16 protein-coding genes and 1 tRNA gene are annotated in these 17763 nt (G+C 71.8%); 7 read left to right on the forward strand and 10 right to left on the reverse strand.

Annotation, left to right across the window (positions count from 1 at the left end; all coding sequences use genetic code 11):
* Window positions 1-10: 10 nt before the first annotated feature.
* Entirely contained in the window at window positions 11-1498 is a 1488-nt protein-coding gene (locus ACT4N7_RS06530) for an esterase/lipase family protein (RefSeq protein ID WP_444827677.1), read from the forward strand.
* Window positions 1499-1513: 15 nt separating this feature from the next.
* Here ACT4N7_RS06530 and ACT4N7_RS06535 read toward each other — a convergent pair whose 3' ends face one another.
* Both ACT4N7_RS06535 and ACT4N7_RS06540 read right to left on the reverse strand, forming a co-directional pair.
* Entirely contained in the window at window positions 1514-2089 is a 576-nt protein-coding gene (locus ACT4N7_RS06535; RefSeq protein ID WP_444827678.1) for a hypothetical protein, read from the reverse strand.
* Window positions 2090-2186: 97 nt separating this feature from the next.
* Window positions 2187-2930, reverse strand: a complete 744-nt coding sequence (locus ACT4N7_RS06540; protein WP_444827679.1) for an SDR family NAD(P)-dependent oxidoreductase — start codon at window positions 2928-2930, stop codon at window positions 2187-2189.
* Between the two features lie 377 nt (window positions 2931-3307).
* On the opposite strand from ACT4N7_RS06540, the gene ACT4N7_RS06545 reads away from it, so the two are divergent.
* From ACT4N7_RS06545 to ACT4N7_RS06565, 5 genes are all read left to right on the forward strand, one after another.
* Window positions 3308-4726: a family 2B encapsulin nanocompartment shell protein gene (locus tag ACT4N7_RS06545; RefSeq protein WP_444827704.1), complete on the forward strand. Its 1419-nt coding sequence runs from the start codon at window positions 3308-3310 to the stop codon at window positions 4724-4726.
* A gap of 108 nt (window positions 4727-4834) precedes the next feature.
* On the forward strand, window positions 4835-6241 hold the full coding sequence (locus ACT4N7_RS06550) for a family 2B encapsulin nanocompartment shell protein (protein ID WP_444827680.1): 1407 nt from the start codon (window positions 4835-4837) through the stop codon (window positions 6239-6241).
* A gap of 13 nt (window positions 6242-6254) precedes the next feature.
* Window positions 6255-7295 carry a family 2 encapsulin nanocompartment cargo protein polyprenyl transferase gene (locus ACT4N7_RS06555; RefSeq protein WP_444827681.1) on the forward strand — a complete coding sequence of 347 codons (1041 nt, stop codon included), beginning with the start codon at window positions 6255-6257 and terminating at the stop codon, window positions 7293-7295.
* 19 nt (window positions 7296-7314) lie between these two features.
* Window positions 7315-8529, forward strand: a complete 1215-nt coding sequence (gene ispH / locus ACT4N7_RS06560) for a 4-hydroxy-3-methylbut-2-enyl diphosphate reductase (protein ID WP_444827682.1) — start codon at window positions 7315-7317, stop codon at window positions 8527-8529.
* Window positions 8530-8595: 66 nt separating this feature from the next.
* Window positions 8596-8680 (forward strand) — tRNA-OTHER (locus ACT4N7_RS06565).
* A 43-nt stretch (window positions 8681-8723) separates the two neighbouring features.
* Here the strand turns inward: ACT4N7_RS06565 and ACT4N7_RS06570 are convergent.
* Window positions 8724-9470: a GntR family transcriptional regulator gene (locus ACT4N7_RS06570; RefSeq protein WP_444827683.1), complete on the reverse strand. Its 747-nt coding sequence runs from the start codon at window positions 9468-9470 to the stop codon at window positions 8724-8726.
* Between the two features lie 349 nt (window positions 9471-9819).
* Between ACT4N7_RS06570 and ACT4N7_RS06575 the strand changes: the two genes are divergently transcribed.
* Entirely contained in the window at window positions 9820-10233 is a 414-nt protein-coding gene (locus ACT4N7_RS06575; RefSeq protein WP_444827684.1) for a VOC family protein, read from the forward strand.
* On the opposite strand, the gene ACT4N7_RS06580 is transcribed toward ACT4N7_RS06575, so the two are convergent.
* From ACT4N7_RS06580 to ACT4N7_RS06610, 7 genes are read right to left on the reverse strand one after another with little or no spacing between them, the layout of a single operon-like run.
* Entirely contained in the window at window positions 10230-10685 is a 456-nt protein-coding gene (locus ACT4N7_RS06580) for a carboxymuconolactone decarboxylase family protein (protein ID WP_444827685.1), read from the reverse strand. The genes ACT4N7_RS06575 and ACT4N7_RS06580 overlap by 4 nt on opposite strands.
* Window positions 10685-12277 (reverse strand): class I adenylate-forming enzyme family protein, encoded by a 1593-nt coding sequence (locus tag ACT4N7_RS06585; RefSeq protein ID WP_444827686.1) that lies wholly within the window; start codon window positions 12275-12277, stop codon window positions 10685-10687. The genes ACT4N7_RS06580 and ACT4N7_RS06585 overlap by 1 nt, the downstream gene beginning before the upstream one ends.
* Window positions 12274-13062, reverse strand: a complete 789-nt coding sequence (locus ACT4N7_RS06590) for a class I SAM-dependent methyltransferase (RefSeq protein ID WP_444827687.1) — start codon at window positions 13060-13062, stop codon at window positions 12274-12276. Before ACT4N7_RS06590 ends, ACT4N7_RS06585 begins: the two co-directional genes overlap by 4 nt.
* Window positions 13055-14380, reverse strand: coding sequence for a protoporphyrinogen/coproporphyrinogen oxidase (locus ACT4N7_RS06595; protein ID WP_444827688.1), 1326 nt, complete (start codon window positions 14378-14380; stop codon window positions 13055-13057). Before ACT4N7_RS06595 ends, ACT4N7_RS06590 begins: the two co-directional genes overlap by 8 nt.
* The gene (locus ACT4N7_RS06600; protein ID WP_444827689.1) at window positions 14377-15315 is read right to left on the reverse strand and encodes a UbiA family prenyltransferase; all 939 of its coding nucleotides are present in this window, start codon (window positions 15313-15315) and stop codon (window positions 14377-14379) included. The genes ACT4N7_RS06595 and ACT4N7_RS06600 overlap by 4 nt, the downstream gene beginning before the upstream one ends.
* Window positions 15312-16436, reverse strand: coding sequence for a DegT/DnrJ/EryC1/StrS family aminotransferase (locus tag ACT4N7_RS06605; protein WP_444827690.1), 1125 nt, complete (start codon window positions 16434-16436; stop codon window positions 15312-15314). Before ACT4N7_RS06605 ends, ACT4N7_RS06600 begins: the two co-directional genes overlap by 4 nt.
* Entirely contained in the window at window positions 16433-17638 is a 1206-nt protein-coding gene (locus ACT4N7_RS06610; RefSeq protein ID WP_444827691.1) for a DegT/DnrJ/EryC1/StrS family aminotransferase, read from the reverse strand. The genes ACT4N7_RS06605 and ACT4N7_RS06610 overlap by 4 nt, the downstream gene beginning before the upstream one ends.
* Between the last annotated feature and the right edge of the window lie 125 nt (window positions 17639-17763).

Genomic DNA, 17763 nt, shown 5'->3' on the forward strand with positions numbered 1-17763 from the left:
GGGGGCGGGGATGGCTGAGCGGCTTCGGCCGGACGGCGGCGAGGTGCGAGTCGGCGACGTGGTCGTGGTCTCGCCGGGGCTGACCGGGCAGGTGGCGGTGCACCCGCCCGCGAGCGACGGCATGCGCGGCGCCGAGGATGCCCGCGCCGCGCTGCTGGACGCGTTGGCGCGCGGCGGTTTCGCCGAACAGGTGACCGTGCAGATCATCGACCCGGTCGAGGTGCCCGAGCTGGCGTCGGGCACGAGCCGGTCGACCGCGGTGGGCGAGCCCGCGATCACGGTGCGGGTGCCGGGCCCGGGCACGGGGTTGGGGCAGCTCGTGCTGGCCACCGACGAGGCGGGCGTGCTGAGCTGGCACCTGCCCGACGACGTGGCCCCCGACGAGGTGGCCGACCGCGGCGGCGACCGGCGCACCTACACCATCGCCCGGCGCGTGGCACCGTCCGCCGACCCGACCGACGCGCGCGGCCTGATCGGCGCGGTCGGCGGCAAACTCCTGAAAGTCCTGGTGTTCCCGCTGGTCGACCCGCTCCTCGGCAAGGTGGGCGACTTCTTCGCCGCACGGTGGGAGGCGAAGCACCGATCCGTCCGATTGCGACAGTTCACAGTGGACGATTGCAGGCTGCCGGAGCCGCTCCGCCCCGACCCGCCGGACTGGGCCGCCCTGGGCGCGGGCCCAGCTCTGCTGTTCCTGCACGGCACCGCGAGCCGCAGCCACATCGGCTTCGCAGGCATCCCGCCCGAGACCATGGCGGCGCTGGAGAACCGTTACGGTGGAAGGGTGTTCGCCTACGACCACCACACGCTCTCGGTCGACCCGGCGGACAACGCCCGCTGGCTGGTAGACCAGGTCCCGCCCGACGCGGGCCTGACCGTCGACGTGGTGTCGCACTCACGCGGCGGCCTGGTCGGCCGCGTGCTGTGCGAACGACCCGGCGACATCGGCCTGACCCCCGCGCGGCTGCGGGTCCGCACGCTGGTCATGGTCGCCACCCCGAACGCGGGCACCGCGCTGACCGACCCCGACCACCTCGGCGCGTGGCTCGACCGGCTGACCAACCTGCTGCAACTGGTACCCGACAACGGAATCACCGACGTCCTCGACGTGATCCTGACGGTCGCGAAGCAGGTCGCACTCGGCGCGTTCAAGGGCCTGGACGGCCTGCTCTCGATGAGCCCGACCGGCGAATTCCTGACCCAGCGGCTGAACCGGCCGTCCGATCACCGCGCGACCTACCACGCGGTGGCCTCGAACTACGAGCCCCCAGCCGGTTCGCCCCTGCTGCGCACCGCCCGCGACGGCCTCACCGACGCCGTGTTCGGGACGACGGAGAACGACCTGGTGGTGCCCACCGCAGGCGTCTTCGCCGAGAACGGCGCCACCGGTTTCCCCATCGCGGACCCAGAACTGTTCGACGCCACCCAAGCCGTCGACCACAGCGGCTACTGGTCCCGCCCCCGGATGGCCGCCGCCCTCGACCGCTGGCTGCCCGGCTGACGACTCGCCCCTACCTCACTGGGGTACGGCCTCCACGGTCTGCGCGACGTTGCCGCTGTAGCAGTAGGCGGTGGCCACGCCGGGGGCGTTCACCGCCTGGGTGCCGTAGACGACGTACTGCTGGCCCGTCTGGAGGTTGCGGCACAGGATCTTGACTTTGTACCGGCCGGTGTCGCACTGGGCGTTGCCCTCGCCGTAGTAGTGGTTGCTGCCCTGGTGGACCCACTCCATCCACGAGACGCACCCGGTGACACCGGTGGCGGGTGGGTCCTGCACGGCGTGGACGCTCTCCGCGACGTTGCCGCTGTAGCAGGTGGTGGTGGCCGTGTTGGGGGCGTTCACCGCCTGGGTGCCGTAGACGACGTATCCCTGGCCCGTCTGGAGGTTGCGGCACACGATCTTGACTTTGTACCGGCCGGTGTCGCACTGGACGTTGCCCCGGCCGTAGTAGTAGTTGCTGCCTTCTTGGACCCACTCGACCCACGTCGTGCACCCGGTCGGGGTGGCCTGGGTGCCCGCCTGTGCGGGGACGACCAGGACTAACAGGCCGACGACGACCGCCGCCAACGTTCGGAACGAATGCCTGATCAACACTGTCTCCTCGAAGCCGTGGGAGCAGGAAAGCCTGCCGCGACAAGAACACTACCGACACCCGGCCCGCATTTGATCAAGATCGCGGGAGACCGCACTAACGCGGCATTCGGCGCCAGAGTGCCCGCGGCAGCAACCGGAGCAGCGCGAAGACCGGGCGCAGGACGCCGGGCACCCAGACCTCGCCGCGGCCGCGCGCCAGCGCCCGCACGGTCGCCGCCGCCACCTGGTCCGGCGTGCTGGAGAACGGCGCGGGCGACATGCCCTCGGTCATCCGGCCGATCACGAAACCGGGACGCACGAGGAGCAACCGGGCGCCGCTGCCCGCGAGCGCGTCGGCCAGGCCGCAGGCGAACCCGTCGAGGCCCGCCTTGGCCGAGCCGTAGACGTAGTTCGCCCGCCGGACCCGGACGCCCGCCACCGACGAGAACACCACCAGCGTGCCGCTTCCTTGTCGCCGCACCACATTCGCGAGGTGCGTGAGCACGCCGACCTGCGCGACGTAGTCCGTGTGCACGATCGCGGCGGCGTGCGCGGCGTCGCGCTCGGCGAGGCGCTGGTCGCCGAGTACACCGAAGGCGACGACGACGGTGTCGAGCGGGCCGTGCGCGCGGACGACGCCGTCGAGCGCCGCGGTGTGCGCGTCAAGGTCGTCGGCGTCGAACTCGACGCGGGCCACGGTCGTCGCGCCCGCCGAGCGCAGCGCGGCCTCCTCGGCGTCGAGGTCCGCGGCTCGCCGCGCGGCGAGCACCACCGTGCGCGCGCCGCCGTCGACCAACCGCCGGGCGACAGCGAGCCCGATCTCGCTGCGGCCACCGAGAAGCACCACGGGTCCGCTCATGCCCCGGAGTCTGCCGCTCGGCGGACTCCGCACGGAAACCGGGCTCCACCCGGATGCCAGCCCGAACCGACATGTTCGAGTGAACAATCGACTTCTTGCATACTCCCAGTCTGCTTTACCCCCGGATCGAGTGATTTCCCTCAGGTCAGCACCCTCCCATTCGGGGACTGTACGGCGGCAAAATCCCGGTGTTAACTTCGATGGCGTCGGCGACTGAAAGGACGCGCTCGAACCGCCTGAGTGAGAGTCGAGGTACTCACTCGGAACGGGCCAGCAGCACCGGTTTCCAGATCCCGGTTTCCGACACCCCCTCTGTCTTTCGCTCATTCCCCATGCCCTGAAACAGGATTGGCGGTACCACAGACGTGACCGAGACGGTGCGTTCCCTGGACAGCGGTGGCACGGACGCAAACCAGCAGAGCCTGGGCACGGCGGCCGCGCGCAACCTGGCCACCACCACCAAGTCCGCGCCCCAGATGCAGGAGATCACCTCCCGCTGGCTGCTGCGCAAGCTGCCCTGGGTCCAGGTCGCGGGCGGTACCTACCGGGTCAACCAGCGCCGCAGCTACATCGTCGGCGACGGGCGGATCGCGGTCGACTACGTCGTCGGCGACGGCCGGATCGAGGTCAACCGCGCCGAGCAGGCCCGCGTGGTGCCGGGCGACCTGCGCGAACTGGCCTTCCTGCGCGACTTCGAGGACGAGGCGGCCTTCACCGCCCTCGCCGCGCTGTTCACCCAGGAGGAGTACTCGGCGGGCGACACGATCGTCGAGTGGGGCCACGCGGAGGACCGCTTCGTGGTCATCGCGCACGGCCGCGTCGAGCAGCACACCGCGGGCCACTACGACGACGAGGCCGTCGTCGGCGTGCTCGCGGACGGCGACTACTTCGACGAGTGGGGCCTGCTGGAGGAGCGGATCTGGGACTTCAGCGCCCGCGCCGCCACCTCCTGCACGATACTTTCCTTGCGCCGCAGCGATTTCCAAACTCTAGCCGACCGCTCGCCGACGCTGCGCGCCCACCTCGACGCGTTCCTCGCCAGCGGCGCGGGCCAGCGCGACGGCGAGGCGCCGATCAACCTGGCCGCGGGCCACACCGGCGAGGTCGACCTGCCGGGCACCTACGTCGACTACGAGGCATCGCCGCGCGAGTACGGGCTCAGCGTCGCCCAGACCGTGCTGCGCGTGCACACCCGCGTCGCCGACCTCTACAACCAGCCGATGAACCAGGTCGAGCAGCAGCTCCGGCTCACCATCGAGGCGCTGCGCGAGCGCCAGGAACACGAGCTGATCAACAACCGCGACTTCGGCCTGCTGCACAACGCCGACGCCCGCCAACGCATCCACGCCCGCACCGGCGCGCCCACCCCGGACGACATGGACGAGCTGCTTTCCAAGGTGTGGAAGGAACCCGGCTTCATCCTGGCCCACCCGCGGGCAATCGCCGCGTTCGGCCGCGAGTGCAGCAAGCGCGGCCTCTATCCGACCAATGTGGACATGAACGGCCACCAGGTGCCCTCGTGGCGCGGTGTGCCGGTGTTGCCGTGCAACAAGATCCCGATCAGCGACACGCGCACCACCTCGGTCCTGCTGATGCGCACGGGCGAGGCCAACCAGGGGGTCATCGGCCTGCACCAGATCGGCATTCCCGACGAGTACGAGCCCAGTCTCTCGGTGCGCTTCATGGGAATCGACGACAAGGCGATCATCTCCTACCTGGTCAGCGCCTACTACTCCGCCGCCGTGCTGGTGCCGGACGCGCTGGCCGTGCTGGACAACGTGCAGATCGGACTCTGACCGGGTCGATGACGGGCCGCCGGACTGTCCACTATGGATAGTCCGGGGCGGGTCATCGGTCCCCGGCCTCATTCGGTGTTGGTGAACGAACGATTGGCGGTATGAGCAGTGACTGGTCTCCTCGAATCGGGTGCGGGCCCGGCAGCGGACACCGAGCAGCAGAGCCTGGACACGTCGGCGGCGCGCAACCTGACCACGACGACCAAGTCCGTGCCGCAGATGCAGGAGATCACCTCCCGGTGGCTGCTGCGGATGCTGCCCTGGGTGCAGGCCGCGGGCGCGGCCTACCGGGTCAACCGGCGGTTGAGCTACACCATCGGCGACGGCCGGGTCAGCTTCAGCAACACCGGCGCGACCGTCCGGGTGATCCCGCCCGAACTGCGCGAACTGGCCATCCTGCGCGGTTTCGACCACGACGACGTGCTCGACGACCTGGCGGCCCGGTTCGTCCAGCGCGAGTTCGCGGCGGGCGACGTGCTCGCCGAGGCCGGGCAACCCGCCGACGCGGTCTACCTGATCGCGCACGGCAAGGTCACCCAGTTCAGCGCGGGCCACTACGGCGACCGCTCGGCGATCGGCATCCTCGGCGACGGCGAGTACTTCGGCGACCGCGCCCTGCTCGACCCGGACGCCGTCTGGCCGCACACGGTCACCGCCACCACTGGCGTCACCGTGCTCACCTTGCCGCGTCAGGAGTTCCTCGCCGTGCAGACGCGGTCCGACGCGCTGCGTTCGCATGTGGACGAATTCAGCGCCAGCCCCCGGGCGGCGCAGAACAAGTACGGTGAGGCTGAGATCGCGATGTCCTCCGGGCACATCGGCGAGACCGAACTGCCCGGCACCTTCGTCGACTACGACATGGCGCCCCGCGAGTACGAGCTGAGCGTGGCGCAGACCGTGCTGCGCGTGCACACCCGCGTAGCCGACCTCTACAACGAGCCGATGGACCAGGTCGGCCAGCAGCTCCGGCTGACCATCGAGGCGCTGCGCGAGCGCCAGGAACACGAGCTGATCAACAACCGCGAGTTCGGCCTGCTGCACAACGCCGATTTGCGCCAGCGCATCCACACCCGCACCGGCCCGCCGACGCCGGACGACCTGGACGAGTTGCTGTCCCGCAGGCGCCGCTCCGACTTCTTCCTGGCGCACCCGCGGACCATCGCCGCGTTCGGCCGCGAGTGCAACCGGCTCGGCGTCTATCCGCCGGTCGTGGAGGTCGACGGCAAGCGGGTGCAGTCGTGGCGCGGGGTGCCGCTGCTGCCGTGCGACAAGGTCCCGATCACCACCACCAACACCACCTCGATCCTGGTCATGCGGACCGGCGAGTCCGACCAGGGTGTGATCGGCCTGCACCAGACCGGCATCCAGGACGAGTACGAGCCGAGCCTGTCGGTCCGGTTCATGGGGGTGGACGAGAAGGCCATCATCTCCTACCTGGTCAGCGCCTACTACAGCGCCGCCGTCCTCGTTCCCGACGCGCTCGGCGTCCTGGAGAACGTCCAAATCGGACTCTAGGAGCCCACCCCTCATGCCCACCACCGAGGTGACCAGTCAGGCCCGCTCAGCCCGGGAAGTGCTGGCGCAGAGCCGAAATCTGCTCGACCCGGCGCTGCGCGCGGCCGTCGACACGCTCCCCGACTCGATGCGGCTGATCGCCGGCTACCACTTCGGTTGGTGGGACGAGCACGGCAGGCCGGTCGGCGCGGACAGCGGCAAGGCGATCCGCCCGGCGCTGGTGTTCACCGCCGCCGAGGCGGTCGGCGGCGCGCCACGCGCGGCGCTGCCCGCCGCGGTCGCGATGGAACTGGTGCACAACTTCACCCTGCTGCACGACGACGTCATGGACGGCGACCGCACCCGCCGCCACCGGCCCACCGCGTGGAGCGTGTTCGGCCTCGGCCAGGCCATCCTCGCGGGCGACGCCCTGCTCACCCTGGCCTACGACGTGCTCGCGGCCAGCGGGCACGGCGACGCCTTGCGGGGTGCGCGGGTCATGTCCACGGCGGTGCTGGCCGTGCAGGACGGCCAGGCCGCCGACCTCGCGTTCGAGCGGCGCGCGGACGTCGGGCTGGCCGAGTGCGTGCGGATGGCCGAGGGCAAGACCGGCGCGCTGCTGGGCTGTTCGACCGCGATGGGCGCGATGTTCGGCGGCGGCGACCCGGCGCAGATCGATCACTTGCGCGGCTTCGGCGAACGGCTCGGACTGGCGTTCCAGCTCGTCGACGACCTGCTCGGGATCTGGGGCGATCCGTCGGTCACCGGCAAGCCGGTGTACTCCGATTTGGACAGTCGCAAGAAGTCGCTGCCCGTGGTCGCCGCACTCGTCTCGGACACCGCCGCCGGGCGCGACCTGGCGGCCATCTACCACCGCGCCGCGTCGCTGTCGGCCGCGGATCTGGTGCGTGCGGCCGAGTTGGTCGACCGCGCGGGCGGGCGCGCCTGGAGCCAGACCCAGGCCGACGACCTGCTCGACCAGGCGTTGCACCACCTGCACGCCGCCGCACCGGCCCCCCGGGCGGCCACCGAGTTGGCCGCGCTGGCCCGCCTCGCCACCCGCCGCGACCACTGATCGAGCACGAGGAGAGCCGATGTCCCAGCCCCTGCCCGCGGGCGCCGTGCTCGTCGCCGACGAGGTGGTGGGCGGCGAACACGGCACTCTCCCTTGCCCCGCCGCAATCCTGGTCGACGGCGAGTTGCGCAGGCGCGCCGTCGCCGTGCACCGCGGTGTGCTCGACTTGTCCGATATAGACGGTGACGAAGCAACCTGGGTGTCCCTTGGAGACTCGGCATTGGCCGTAGCCGCGAGAAAAAGCGACGGCGAGGCCCGGATAGCGGCGCGGACCGCGCTGAGCGCCTGGCTCGCGGTCAGCGGGACACGCACGGTGCTGCTGGCCGCGCCGCGCGCGTTCTGCGCCGGGGTCGAGCGGGCGGTCAAGGCCGTGGAGCAGGCGCTCGATCAGCGCGAAGGCACGGTGTACGTGCGCAAGCAGATCGTCCACAACAGACACGTGGTGTCCGACCTGGAGTCCCGCGGCGCGGTGTTCGTGGACGAGCTGGCCGCCGTCCCGGCCGACGCGACCGTCGTCTTCTCCGCCCACGGCGTCTCCCCCGCCGTGCACACGGAGGCGGCCGAGCGCGGCCTCGACGTCATCGATGCGACGTGCCCACTGGTCACCAAGGTCCACGCCGAAGCCCGCCGCTTCGCCACCCGCGGCGACACGATCGTCCTCATTGGACACGCGGGCCACGAGGAGGTCGAGGGCACGCTGGGCGAGGCGCCGGAAAGCACGCTGCTGGTGCAGTCCGTGGCCGACGTGGCCACCCTGCGCGTGCCCGACCCGAGTCGCGTGTCGTACCTGACCCAGACCACGCTCGCCGTGGACGAGACCGCCGACATCGTGGCCGCGCTGCGCGCTCGCTTCCCCGCCCTGCGCGGCCCCGACTCAGCCGACATCTGTTACGCGACAACCAATCGCCAGGACGCCGTCCGCGCCATCGCCCGCGACGCCGACCTGGTGCTGGTGCTCGGCTCCACCAACTCCTCCAACTCCCTGCGCCTGGTCGAATTGGCCGAGCGCCACGACACCCCCGCCCACCTCATCGACGACATCCGCGACCTCCGCCCCGAATGGCTGACCGGCACCCGCACGATCGGCCTGACCGCGGGCGCGTCCGCCCCGCCCCATCTGGTGGACGAAGCCATCGCCGCGCTGGCGGGCCTCGGCCCCCTCACCGTCACCGAGATCGAGACGGCCCAGGAAAACATCCAGTTCATGCTCCCCTCCCCGGTGCGCCACAGGTAATCGCCGTCAGCCAACCGTCAGGTCTTCATCAGCGACCTCGGGCAAACTTGGTTCCAGCAAGGCAAGGGAGAGGTGCCCGGAGCGGTTCATCGGGTTCCTGTTTCAGGAAGGGCCTCGGCCCACGCAGGTTCGAATCCTGCCCTCTCCGCCACAACGTCCGGCAGCCCCCTCTGCCGGGCGTTTCCTGTTGCCCATCATTCGGCGGGTAGCACGTAGTGCAGTTCGTACCGGTCGGCCGCGAGGACCATGTCGTTCAGCTCGGCGGGACCACCATCGGTCAGCGCGACCCTGGTCACGGTAATCACCGGCGTTCCCGGCGCGAGTTGAAGCGTGCGCCGCTCTTCGGCCGTCGGCATCCGCGCGCCAACCAGTTCCTCGAACCGGACCAGGCCACGCCCGATTTCCTCCAGACGCGAGTACACGCCGCCTACTCCGGTGTCGACTTCTTCCATCGCGGTGCCTCGCGTAATACTGCGTGGCAACCTGGACACGGCAAGTTGCACAGGCACGCCATTCGCGCTCATCACCCGATCACGCACACACAGTTCCGTCCCGACTGACACATCCAGCAGACTGGCGGCGCGATCGTCGGCGGACTCGAACCTGATCCGCACGCTGACCGTCGGCTGCCATCCGCCCACCGCGGCATCGCCGAGAAACGCGCCGCGGCCGGTTTCTCGGGCTTCGCGGGAGAGCCGGTTGCGGGCAAGGCGATGCACGGTCGGAGTGGGTCGGACGAACGCGCCGCGGCCGTGCTCGACCAGGATGGCGCCGGATTGCTGGAGCAGTCCGACGGCCTGTCGCACCGTCGGACGAGATACACCGAACTCGGCGACAAGATCGCGTTCGGACGGGAGCTGGGTGCCAGGAGGGTAGCTGCCGCTGCTGATGCGGTCGCGAAGCACGTCCGCGAGCTGCCGGTAGACCGGAACACCGGTCATCTTGTCGACTCCTGGAGTCACTCCGCTCGCTCCCTTCTGGTCAACACGTCTGCACCAGGTCTGCAGACTACCGACCGTTAGGGGTTCAAACGAACCAGTCCGAGGAGTGGTCACAGACCGTCAGTTGTCGCGACATCGCTGGCTGGGCGGTAGGTCATGAGTGCGGAGTGGACCGCGCCGACCACTGGCCGCGTACTCGTTCCATACATCACCGAATGGTGCGCTGAGCGGCCGATGCCTACTCGTTGCGACACTTGACATGGTGAACGACGGCGAGTAACGACCACTTGGCTATGAAACCAATGAGGGAAGAGAGCTACCAGCGGCTCGATAGCCAAGGAGAGGCCTGATGAACTGGACGCTCGAAGTAGTAGTGGTCCCGGTCTCGGACATGGACCGCGCCAAGACGTTCTACGCCGATCGACTCGGCTTCCAGGTCGACCACGACACCGACATCCCCGGCGGCCCGCACATCATCCAGCTCACGCCGCCGGGGTCGGGTTGTTCGATCGTGCTCGGCAAGGGCTTGGTCGACATGGTGCCGGGCTCGTTGCAGGGCCTGCAACTCGTGGTCGCGGACCTGCCCGCGGCGCGCGCCGAGTTGGTCGACCGGGACGTGGAGGTCAGCGAGATCCGAGTCGCGGGCGGCGCGGGATTCCGCCCGGCCGAGGACGGCGAAGACCTCAACAACGTCGGCTTCCTCTTCTTCACCGACCCGGACGGCAACGGCTGGAGCGTCCAGCAGATCACCGCGCGCGGCTAACTCGGCGGCGTGAGCCTGCTGGTGACGGCGAGCCGGTTGAACGCGTTGATCACCGTGAGCGTCCAGACGAGCTGGGCCAGTTCGGCGTCGGCGAACTCGGCGGCGGCGCGGGCGTAGACCTCGTCGGGGACGTGCGTCTCGGCCAGCAGGGTCATCGCCTCGGCGAGGTCGAGGGCCGCGCGCTCGCGCACGGTGAAGAACCCCGACTGCCGCCAGACGGCCAGCGCGTGCAGCTTGCGCGCCGATTCGCCGAGTTGGCCCGCGGCGGCGGCGTGCAGGTCGACGCAGAAGGCGCAGCCGTTGAGCTGGGACGCGCGGACCCGCACCAGCTCGATCAGGCTCTTGTCCAGACCCGCCGCGATCGCCTGCGCCTCGACGGCCACATGCAGTTCCACGAGCTTCTGGTAGAGCTCCGGCGCGGCCGAGGTGGCCGAGATCCGGGCGGCGGTCATCAGGTCCACCGCCCGGACCCGAAGGTGTCCTGGCCCCGGCGAACCACGGTGCGCAGCTCCATCCGGCGCACCTTGCCGGTGCCGGTGCGCGGCACCTGCTCCCACGTCAGCACCACGGGGTCGGCGAGCGCGGGCAGATCCTGAACCGCCCGCGTCCACGCGACGCGGTCGAGGGTGCCGTCCTCGGTGACCACGACCGGCACCGGCAGCTCGCCCGGCGTGCCCAGCACGACGCACTCCACCGCCTCGGGCACCCGGTCCTCCAGCACGTCCTCCAACTCGACGCAGCTCTGCCCCGGGATCCGGTCTACCTCCCGATCCAGCAGCAGGTACGAGCCGGTGCGCAGCCGGACGCCGACGTCGCCGGTGTTCCACCAGCGGCCCGCCGCCTTGGCCGCCCAGCGGTCCGGTTCGCCGACGTAGCCGAGGCAGCGGAACGGCGACCGGATCAGCACCAGGCCGGGCTGCCCGGTCGGCACCTGCCGGAACGTGCGCGGGTCGACCACGCGCAGCCGGGTGCGACCCGGCGCCGGGCGGCCGAGGTTGCGCGTCGTCGGGTGGCGGCTGTCGCGTTCGGCGACCGCGCGGCGGGTGAGGAACCGGAACGTCATCGGGCCGGTCTCGGTCTGCCCCCACACCTGCACCCACAGCGGCCTGCGCGCGGTGGCCGCCAGAAACGCGCGCACTGTCGGCGGGTGCATCGCGTCGAATGTGCTGATGTAGAGCCGAACCGCGCGGAACGGGTTGTCGGCGCGCTCGGCGAGGGGCTGCCAGCGCACGAACGTCGACGGCAGTGCCTCCAGGGTCGTCGGCGGGTGCGCGCGCAGCACGGGCTCGGCGTCGCGCGGGTCGGCCTCGGCGATGACGACCACCTTGCGCGGCGCCAGCCACAGCACGCTCGCCGTCCACGGGATCGCGCGGCCGTGGCAGTAGGCGATCGCCGAGCACACGGTGTCGCGCCTGCGGCTGGACACCACCGGCAGCCGGTGCGACTCGGCGCCCGCGAGGCCGTGGATGAGCGTCGCGGTGGAATGCACGACCAGCTTGGGCGTGCCGGTGGTGCCGGAGGTGTGGTTGACCACCAGCGGCTCGTCAGCGCCGCGGGGCACGGGCGGCGGCGGCTCGTGGCCGCGCAGGGTCTCCACGTCGAGCGTGCCGGGGTACGCGCCGTCGAGGACGAGGGTGCGCCGGGCGAAGCCCATCAGGTCGGTCTCGTTGTCGCGGGCGTGATCGAGCACGGTGCGGGTGGTGACCAGCAGCGCCGGGTCGAGCCGCTTGAGCAGCACCTGCGTCGTCTCCGGCGTCAGGTGGTCGGACAGCAGCGCCGGAACCGCACCGAGCCGGGCGACCGCGCAGGCGAGCAGCACGTAGTCCCAGTGGTTCTCCTTGACCACCGCGACCCGGTCGCCCGACCCGACCCCGGCCGCGTGCAGCCACCCGGCGGCGCCCCGCACCAGCGCGGCGAGCTGGGCGATGTCGTAGCGGGTGCCGTGCGCGGGCGCGATGTCGAGTGGCCTGCTCAGCTCCACCACGGTGCGGGTGCCGCGGTCGAGCAGGTCGTCGAACAGCGTGCCGAGGTCCGAGGGCATCATGGCGCGGCGGCCTTCCTGCCGGTGACGGTGATCATGACTTGGGACAGCCAGGTGTGCCGTGGATCGGCGAGGTCCGCCACCGCCCGGTCTATGTCCACTTCGGACACTGAGCCGAGCGCGAGCATGTTCGGGCGCAGGTGTTCCAGCCACAGCGCGAACCACCGGCCAGCCGCCGTCCCGCCGCGCACCACCTCGGCGCGGCCGTCGGCCCGCACGTCGGCGAGCCCGGCCTCCTCGGCCAGTCCGACGTCGAGCAGGCCGCAGCGCGGGTGGTAGCCCGCGGCCGTCATCACCGCGTACGCGGCGCGCTTGACCTCGGGGTGGAACAGGCCATCGGCGTGGCTGAACAGCGACGCGGTGTCGGTGTCCTCCAGCACCAGGTGGCCGCCGGGGCGCAGCGCGCGGACCATCCGGGCCACCGCGCCCGCGCGGTCGCCGACGTGCTGCATGACCAGCCGCGCGTGCACCAGGTCGTAGGTCGACTCGGGCAGGTCGTCGCGGGTGACGTCGAGCCTGCGGATGGCGACGCCCCGCGCGCGCAGCCGGTCGAGCCGGGCGGTGTCGAGGTCGACGGCGGTGACGGCAGCGCCCCGCTCGGCCAGCCAGCCCGCCACGGACCCGCGCCCCGCGCCGACCTCCAGGCAGCGCCAGCCCGGCCCGGCACCCAGCGCCGCGAGCCGTTCGAAGGTGCCCGGGTCCCACAGCGCTTCGCCCAGCGCGAGGCGTTCCTCCTCGCGCTCGAACGCCGTGCCGAACACGTACCGGGTGGCGGTCCGCTCAGCCACGGGACACCGCCACCGGACGGCGGGCGGCGGCCAGCACCCGGTCGGCGACCAGTTCGGCCGAGCGCACCGCGCCCTCGCTGCTGGGCCGCAGCAGGTACCAGTCGCCCGCGTACTCGACCGGCGTCACCGGCCTGCGCACGAACTCGGCGCGCGCCGACAACGCGGGCGCGGTCGGCATCGGCAGCCCGTGCCGGAACCGGGCCACGACCGCGGACCGGCACGCGGACGTGAGCCCCGGCAGGTAGCGCTCTCCTTGGCGCACAAGGACATCGACCACCTGATCGTCGCCGGCGTCGACCAGGTCGGCGGCAGGCCCGGCCACCAATGTCGCCAGCCCGCGCCCGGCGGGCACCCGGTCCGGGTGCTTGCGGTCGTCGATCAGCACGCCTGCGAGCACGGGGTTCTCGACGGCGGGTACGGCGATGGCGTAGGACGGCCCGCCGCCGACCGGCGCGAGTGGACGGTCGAGCAGGCAGATCACCTTCACCATCGGGCGGAACTCGCAGGCGCGCACGTACTCGGGCGCGTCCGCGTGCAGCGCGGCGGCGACCGGCGCGGGGACGCACAGCACGACCGTGCGCGCGGTCAGCGCGGTGCCGTCGGTGACCAGGCGGGCGGCACCGGTCCGCGTGGCGACCTCGCGAACGGCGATGCCCGTGCTCACCTCGACCCGCTCGGCGAGCGCGCGGGCCAGCGTGTCCATGCCGTCGCGGAAGGTGCGGAACGTCCTGGTGGCGCCGACCGCGAGCAGGTGGCTCAGCACCGGCCCGGCGGCGGCCCTGGCGCTGTCCCAGCCGAAGAAGCCGCTGGTCAGGGGTTGGAACAGGTAGTCGTGCACGTCGGGGTGGTAGCCGCGGAGTTGCTCCGCGACCGTGCGCGCGCCCAGCGGTGTGGCCTCCGGCCGGTCGACGTCGAAGGCGCGCTTGCGCACCCCCGCGGTGGCCAGCAGCCGGGCGAGGCTGAGCCGGGCGCGCGGGCTCAGGCCCGCGCCGTCGAGCAGGCCGCGCGGGTCGCCGACGTGCGGGTGCGCCCGGCCTTCGCGCCACATCGCGATGTCGCGGCCGATCAGCGGAGCGTCCACATCGGACAATCCGAGGTCGCGGATCAGCCGCCAGGTGGCCGGGTACCCGTGCGTGCCGATCATCTCGGCGCCGGTGTCGAGCAGGTAGCCGTCGCGGCGCACGCTGCGCGTCCGGCCGCCGACGTGGTCGGCGGCCTCGAACACGTGCACCGAGCGGCCGCCCGAGCGCAGCCGGTGGGCCAGGGCGAGCCCGGCGATTCCCGCGCCGACCACGGCGACGTCGAGGTCCGGGCTCATGGTGTGGCTCCCAACAGTGGGGCGATCAGGTTGACGGCCACCAGGGACGCGACGGTGACGCGGTGGGCGCGCAGGCCCAGGGTGCGGGCGCGCAACAGGTCGCCGAGCCCGACGCCCTGGCGCAGTTGGGCGACGCGCACGCCGATGGCCGGCGCCATGGCGATGGCGAACCACCATGGCGCCGCGCCGAGCCCCGCCGACGCGACGATCAGGGCGACCTCGGCGACCGACAGCGCGGCGATGAACAGCCGGTTGCCTCGCGCCGTCAGCAGCACGGCGACGGTGGGCCGGTTGACGCGGGCGTCGCCGTCGATGTCGCGGGTGTTCGAGTAGACGCCGAACAGCAGCGGCCCGAGTCCGAAGAGGACGGCCTGCACCAGCGCGAATCCCGTTGCGCCGCCGGTGATCAGGCCGGTCGCGCACAGCACGAGTCCGGTGCCGAAGCCCGCCAGGAACACCTCCTGCCAACCCCGGTAGCTGATCTTGAGGCCCCACGAGTACTGCACGGCCGTGACCAGGCAGACCGCCGCGAGCACAACTGTCCACACCGGAGCGAACGGAGCGACAAGGATCGCGAGTGTCCACAGTAGAGCACCGAGGATGGCGCTCACCCAGCCGAACCGCACGGCTTGAGTCTGCGTCAGTTCCCCGGTGAGCAACGGTTTCCTGGCGAGTCTGCGGGCCGGGGCGTCCGGGCCGTAGTTGGCCGCGTCGCTGCCGTCGCGGTAGCCGGTGACGTCGTCGAAGGACACCGCCGCCGCCACCACCGCGACCGTGCCCAGGCCGAACAGGGCCAGCGGGCCGAGCGCGGGCGGGCCGAATCCCACCAGCGACCAGGCCAGCGGGAGCGCCAGGTAGTAGTCCCAGACGTCGAGCTTGGCCAGGCGCGCGTAGGCGCCCAGCTTCCCGGACGCGCCGGTGACCGTCGCGGTCATCGCGGTCCGCCGGGGAAGTCGCAGACGGCGTCGGCGATGTGCTCGACCTGCGCGTCGGTCAGGTGCGGGTAGATCGGCAGCGCCAGGGTGCGGGCGCAGGCCAGCTCGGCGTGCGGCCAGTAGCGGCCGGGCGGCGCGTACGGGGCGAACGCGGGCTGGCTGGGCAGCGGCGCCGGGTAGTAGACGTGCGTGCCGACGCCGCGTTCGGCGAGGTGGCGGCGCAGGTCCTCGCGGCGTTCGGCGAGCAGCGAGTAGACGTAGTAACACCGGCCGTCGCGGCCCGCGGGTGGCGGCTGCACACCCCGCTCGACCAGGGCGGCGAACCGCTCGGTGTAGTAGTCGGCGATCTGCGCGCGCCGCTCCAGCCGATCGGCCAGACCGGCCAGCCGGTGGAGCTGGAAGTCGGCCATGATCTCGTCGAAGCGGCTGTTGTAGCCGACGAGGTGGTGCACGAAGCGCTGGGTGCCGTCCTGGCCGTGGTTGCGCAGCATCCGCACCACGCGGCCGATCTCGGGGTCGTCGGTGACCACCGCGCCGCCCTCGCCGATCGTGCCGAACGTCTTGACCTGCACGAAGGAGAACACCCCGGCCTCGCCCCAGCGGCCTGCCGGAATCCCGTCCAGCACACCGCCCTGGGCGACCGCGGAATCCTCGACAAGCCGGATGTCGTGCCGGTTCGCCAGCTCGCGCATGGTGGGCATGTCGGCCATCACCGAGAACATGTGCGCGGGCATGATCGCCGCGGTGCGGCCGGTGATCGCCCGCGCCACCTCGTAGGGCTCGACCACCATCGTCCACGGGTGCACGTCGGCGAACACGGGCGTGGCGCCCACGTTGACCACCGACGCGGCCAGCGGCGCGCAGCCGAACGCGGGCACCACGACCTCGTCGCCGGGGCCGATGTCCATCGCGCGCAGCACCAGCATCAGCGCGGTCGTGCCGCTGCCGCAGGCCACCACGTCGGCGGCGCCGAGCTGCTCGCGCAGGGCGTGCTCGAACCGGGCGGTGCGCTCACCGAGGATGAACTTCTGCTCGTCGGCCAGCCCGATCCGGCGCACCGTCGCCAGCAGCACGTCGCGCTCGCCCGCGAACAGGTCGGGCGGGAAGAACGGCAGCGTCACGGGGTGCCCCCGGTGTAGAACGCGCGGACCAACGCGCACACGCGGTCGAGCTGGGCGTCGGTCAGGTCGGGGTAGAGCGGCAGGGCCAGCGCGTGCGCGCAGGCGGCCTCGGCGTGCGGGAACTCGCCCGCGCGGTGGCCGAGGTCGGCGAAGCACGGCTGCAGGTGCAGCGGCACGGGGTAGTAGATCTCGGTGGTGACGCCATGCACGGCGAGGTACGCGGCCAGCGCGTCGCGGCGGTCGACCTCGATCAGGTAGACATAGAACGCCGGGTCGGTCTCGACCTCGCGGCGGACCACGGTGGGCAGCCTGCGCACGCCGGGGCAGCCGGTCAGCCGCTCGGTGTAGGCGCGGGCGAGCGCGGCGCGGCGGGCGATGTCGGCGTCGAGCCTGCCGAGCTTGGCCAGCAGCACGGCGGCCTGGAAGTCGTCCATCTTGCTGTTGAGGCCGGGCAGCGCGGTCTCGGTGTTGATGCCGGGGAAGTTGTCCAGGGTGTGGCCAAACCGGCCGTGGTGGCGCAGCGCGCCTGCCAGCTCGGCGATCCGGTCGTCGTTGGTGATCACCGCGCCCGCGTCGCCGAGCGCGCCGAGGGTCTTGGTGGGGAAGAACGACAGCACCCCGCCCGCGCCGAGCAGCCCGGCGTGCGTGCCGTCCCAGCGCATGCCGATCGCCTCGGCGCTGTCCTCGACCACGGTGAGCGCGTGCCGCTGGGCGACGGCGGTGATCCCCGACAGGTCCGCGAGCTGGCAGAACAGGTGCACCGGCAGGATCATCCTGGTCCGGTCGGTCACGGCGGCGTCGGCCGCCGCCGGGTCGAGGGCGTAGGTGAGCGGGTCGATGTCGGCGAACACCGGGCGGGCCCGGACCAGCGCCACCGACGAGGCCGAGGCGACGAAGCTGAACGCGGGCACCACCACCTCCTCGCCGGGCGCCAGCCCGGCCGCGCGCAGCAGCAGCACCAGCGCGTCGGTGCCGGAGTTGACCGCGACGACGTGCGCGGCGCCGATCCGCTCGGCGAGCGCGGCCTCGAACTCGGCCACCAGGGGGCCGTGGGAGTACTTGCCCCGCTCGACGACCTCGACGAGGTTGGCCTCGATCGCGGGCCACAGCGCGGCGAAGGTGGCCGCCTGGGTGAAGAAGGGCACCGACGCACCGGGTGCGGCGGCGGCGCCGAGCTCCGCGAGTGCCGCGGCGTGCTCCATGCTGGTCCTTTCAGGACGGATGGGTGAGCGGTGGCCCGAAGCCAACCTAGTCAGTCGGCATTCGTTGGACGGCAACGCAAAACCAAAGATCACACGGTCGTGTGGCGGTGCGCCGTCCGCGTTGA

The sequence above is a fragment of the Actinokineospora sp. genome (assembly GCF_052390155.1).
GTDB lineage: Bacteria > Actinomycetota > Actinomycetes > Mycobacteriales > Pseudonocardiaceae > Actinokineospora.

What these genes read in the sequence shown, in the direction of transcription:
- ACT4N7_RS06530 (WP_444827677.1), top strand. Translation starts at nt 11, where the DNA reads ATGGCTGAGCGGCTTCGGCCGGACGGCGGCGAGGTGCGAGTCGGCGAC.
- ACT4N7_RS06540 (WP_444827679.1), bottom strand. Translation starts at nt 2,930, where the DNA reads ATGAGCGGACCCGTGGTGCTTCTCGGTGGCCGCAGCGAGATCGGGCTC.
- ACT4N7_RS06555 (WP_444827681.1), top strand. Translation starts at nt 6,255, where the DNA reads ATGCCCACCACCGAGGTGACCAGTCAGGCCCGCTCAGCCCGGGAAGTG.
- ispH (WP_444827682.1), top strand. Translation starts at nt 7,315, where the DNA reads ATGTCCCAGCCCCTGCCCGCGGGCGCCGTGCTCGTCGCCGACGAGGTG.
- ACT4N7_RS06570 (WP_444827683.1), bottom strand. Translation starts at nt 9,470, where the DNA reads ATGACCGGTGTTCCGGTCTACCGGCAGCTCGCGGACGTGCTTCGCGAC.
- ACT4N7_RS06575 (WP_444827684.1), top strand. Translation starts at nt 9,820, where the DNA reads ATGAACTGGACGCTCGAAGTAGTAGTGGTCCCGGTCTCGGACATGGAC.
- ACT4N7_RS06580 (WP_444827685.1), bottom strand. Translation starts at nt 10,685, where the DNA reads ATGACCGCCGCCCGGATCTCGGCCACCTCGGCCGCGCCGGAGCTCTAC.
- ACT4N7_RS06585 (WP_444827686.1), bottom strand. Translation starts at nt 12,277, where the DNA reads ATGATGCCCTCGGACCTCGGCACGCTGTTCGACGACCTGCTCGACCGC.
- ACT4N7_RS06595 (WP_444827688.1), bottom strand. Translation starts at nt 14,380, where the DNA reads ATGAGCCCGGACCTCGACGTCGCCGTGGTCGGCGCGGGAATCGCCGGG.
- ACT4N7_RS06600 (WP_444827689.1), bottom strand. Translation starts at nt 15,315, where the DNA reads ATGACCGCGACGGTCACCGGCGCGTCCGGGAAGCTGGGCGCCTACGCG.
- ACT4N7_RS06610 (WP_444827691.1), bottom strand. Translation starts at nt 17,638, where the DNA reads ATGGAGCACGCCGCGGCACTCGCGGAGCTCGGCGCCGCCGCCGCACCC.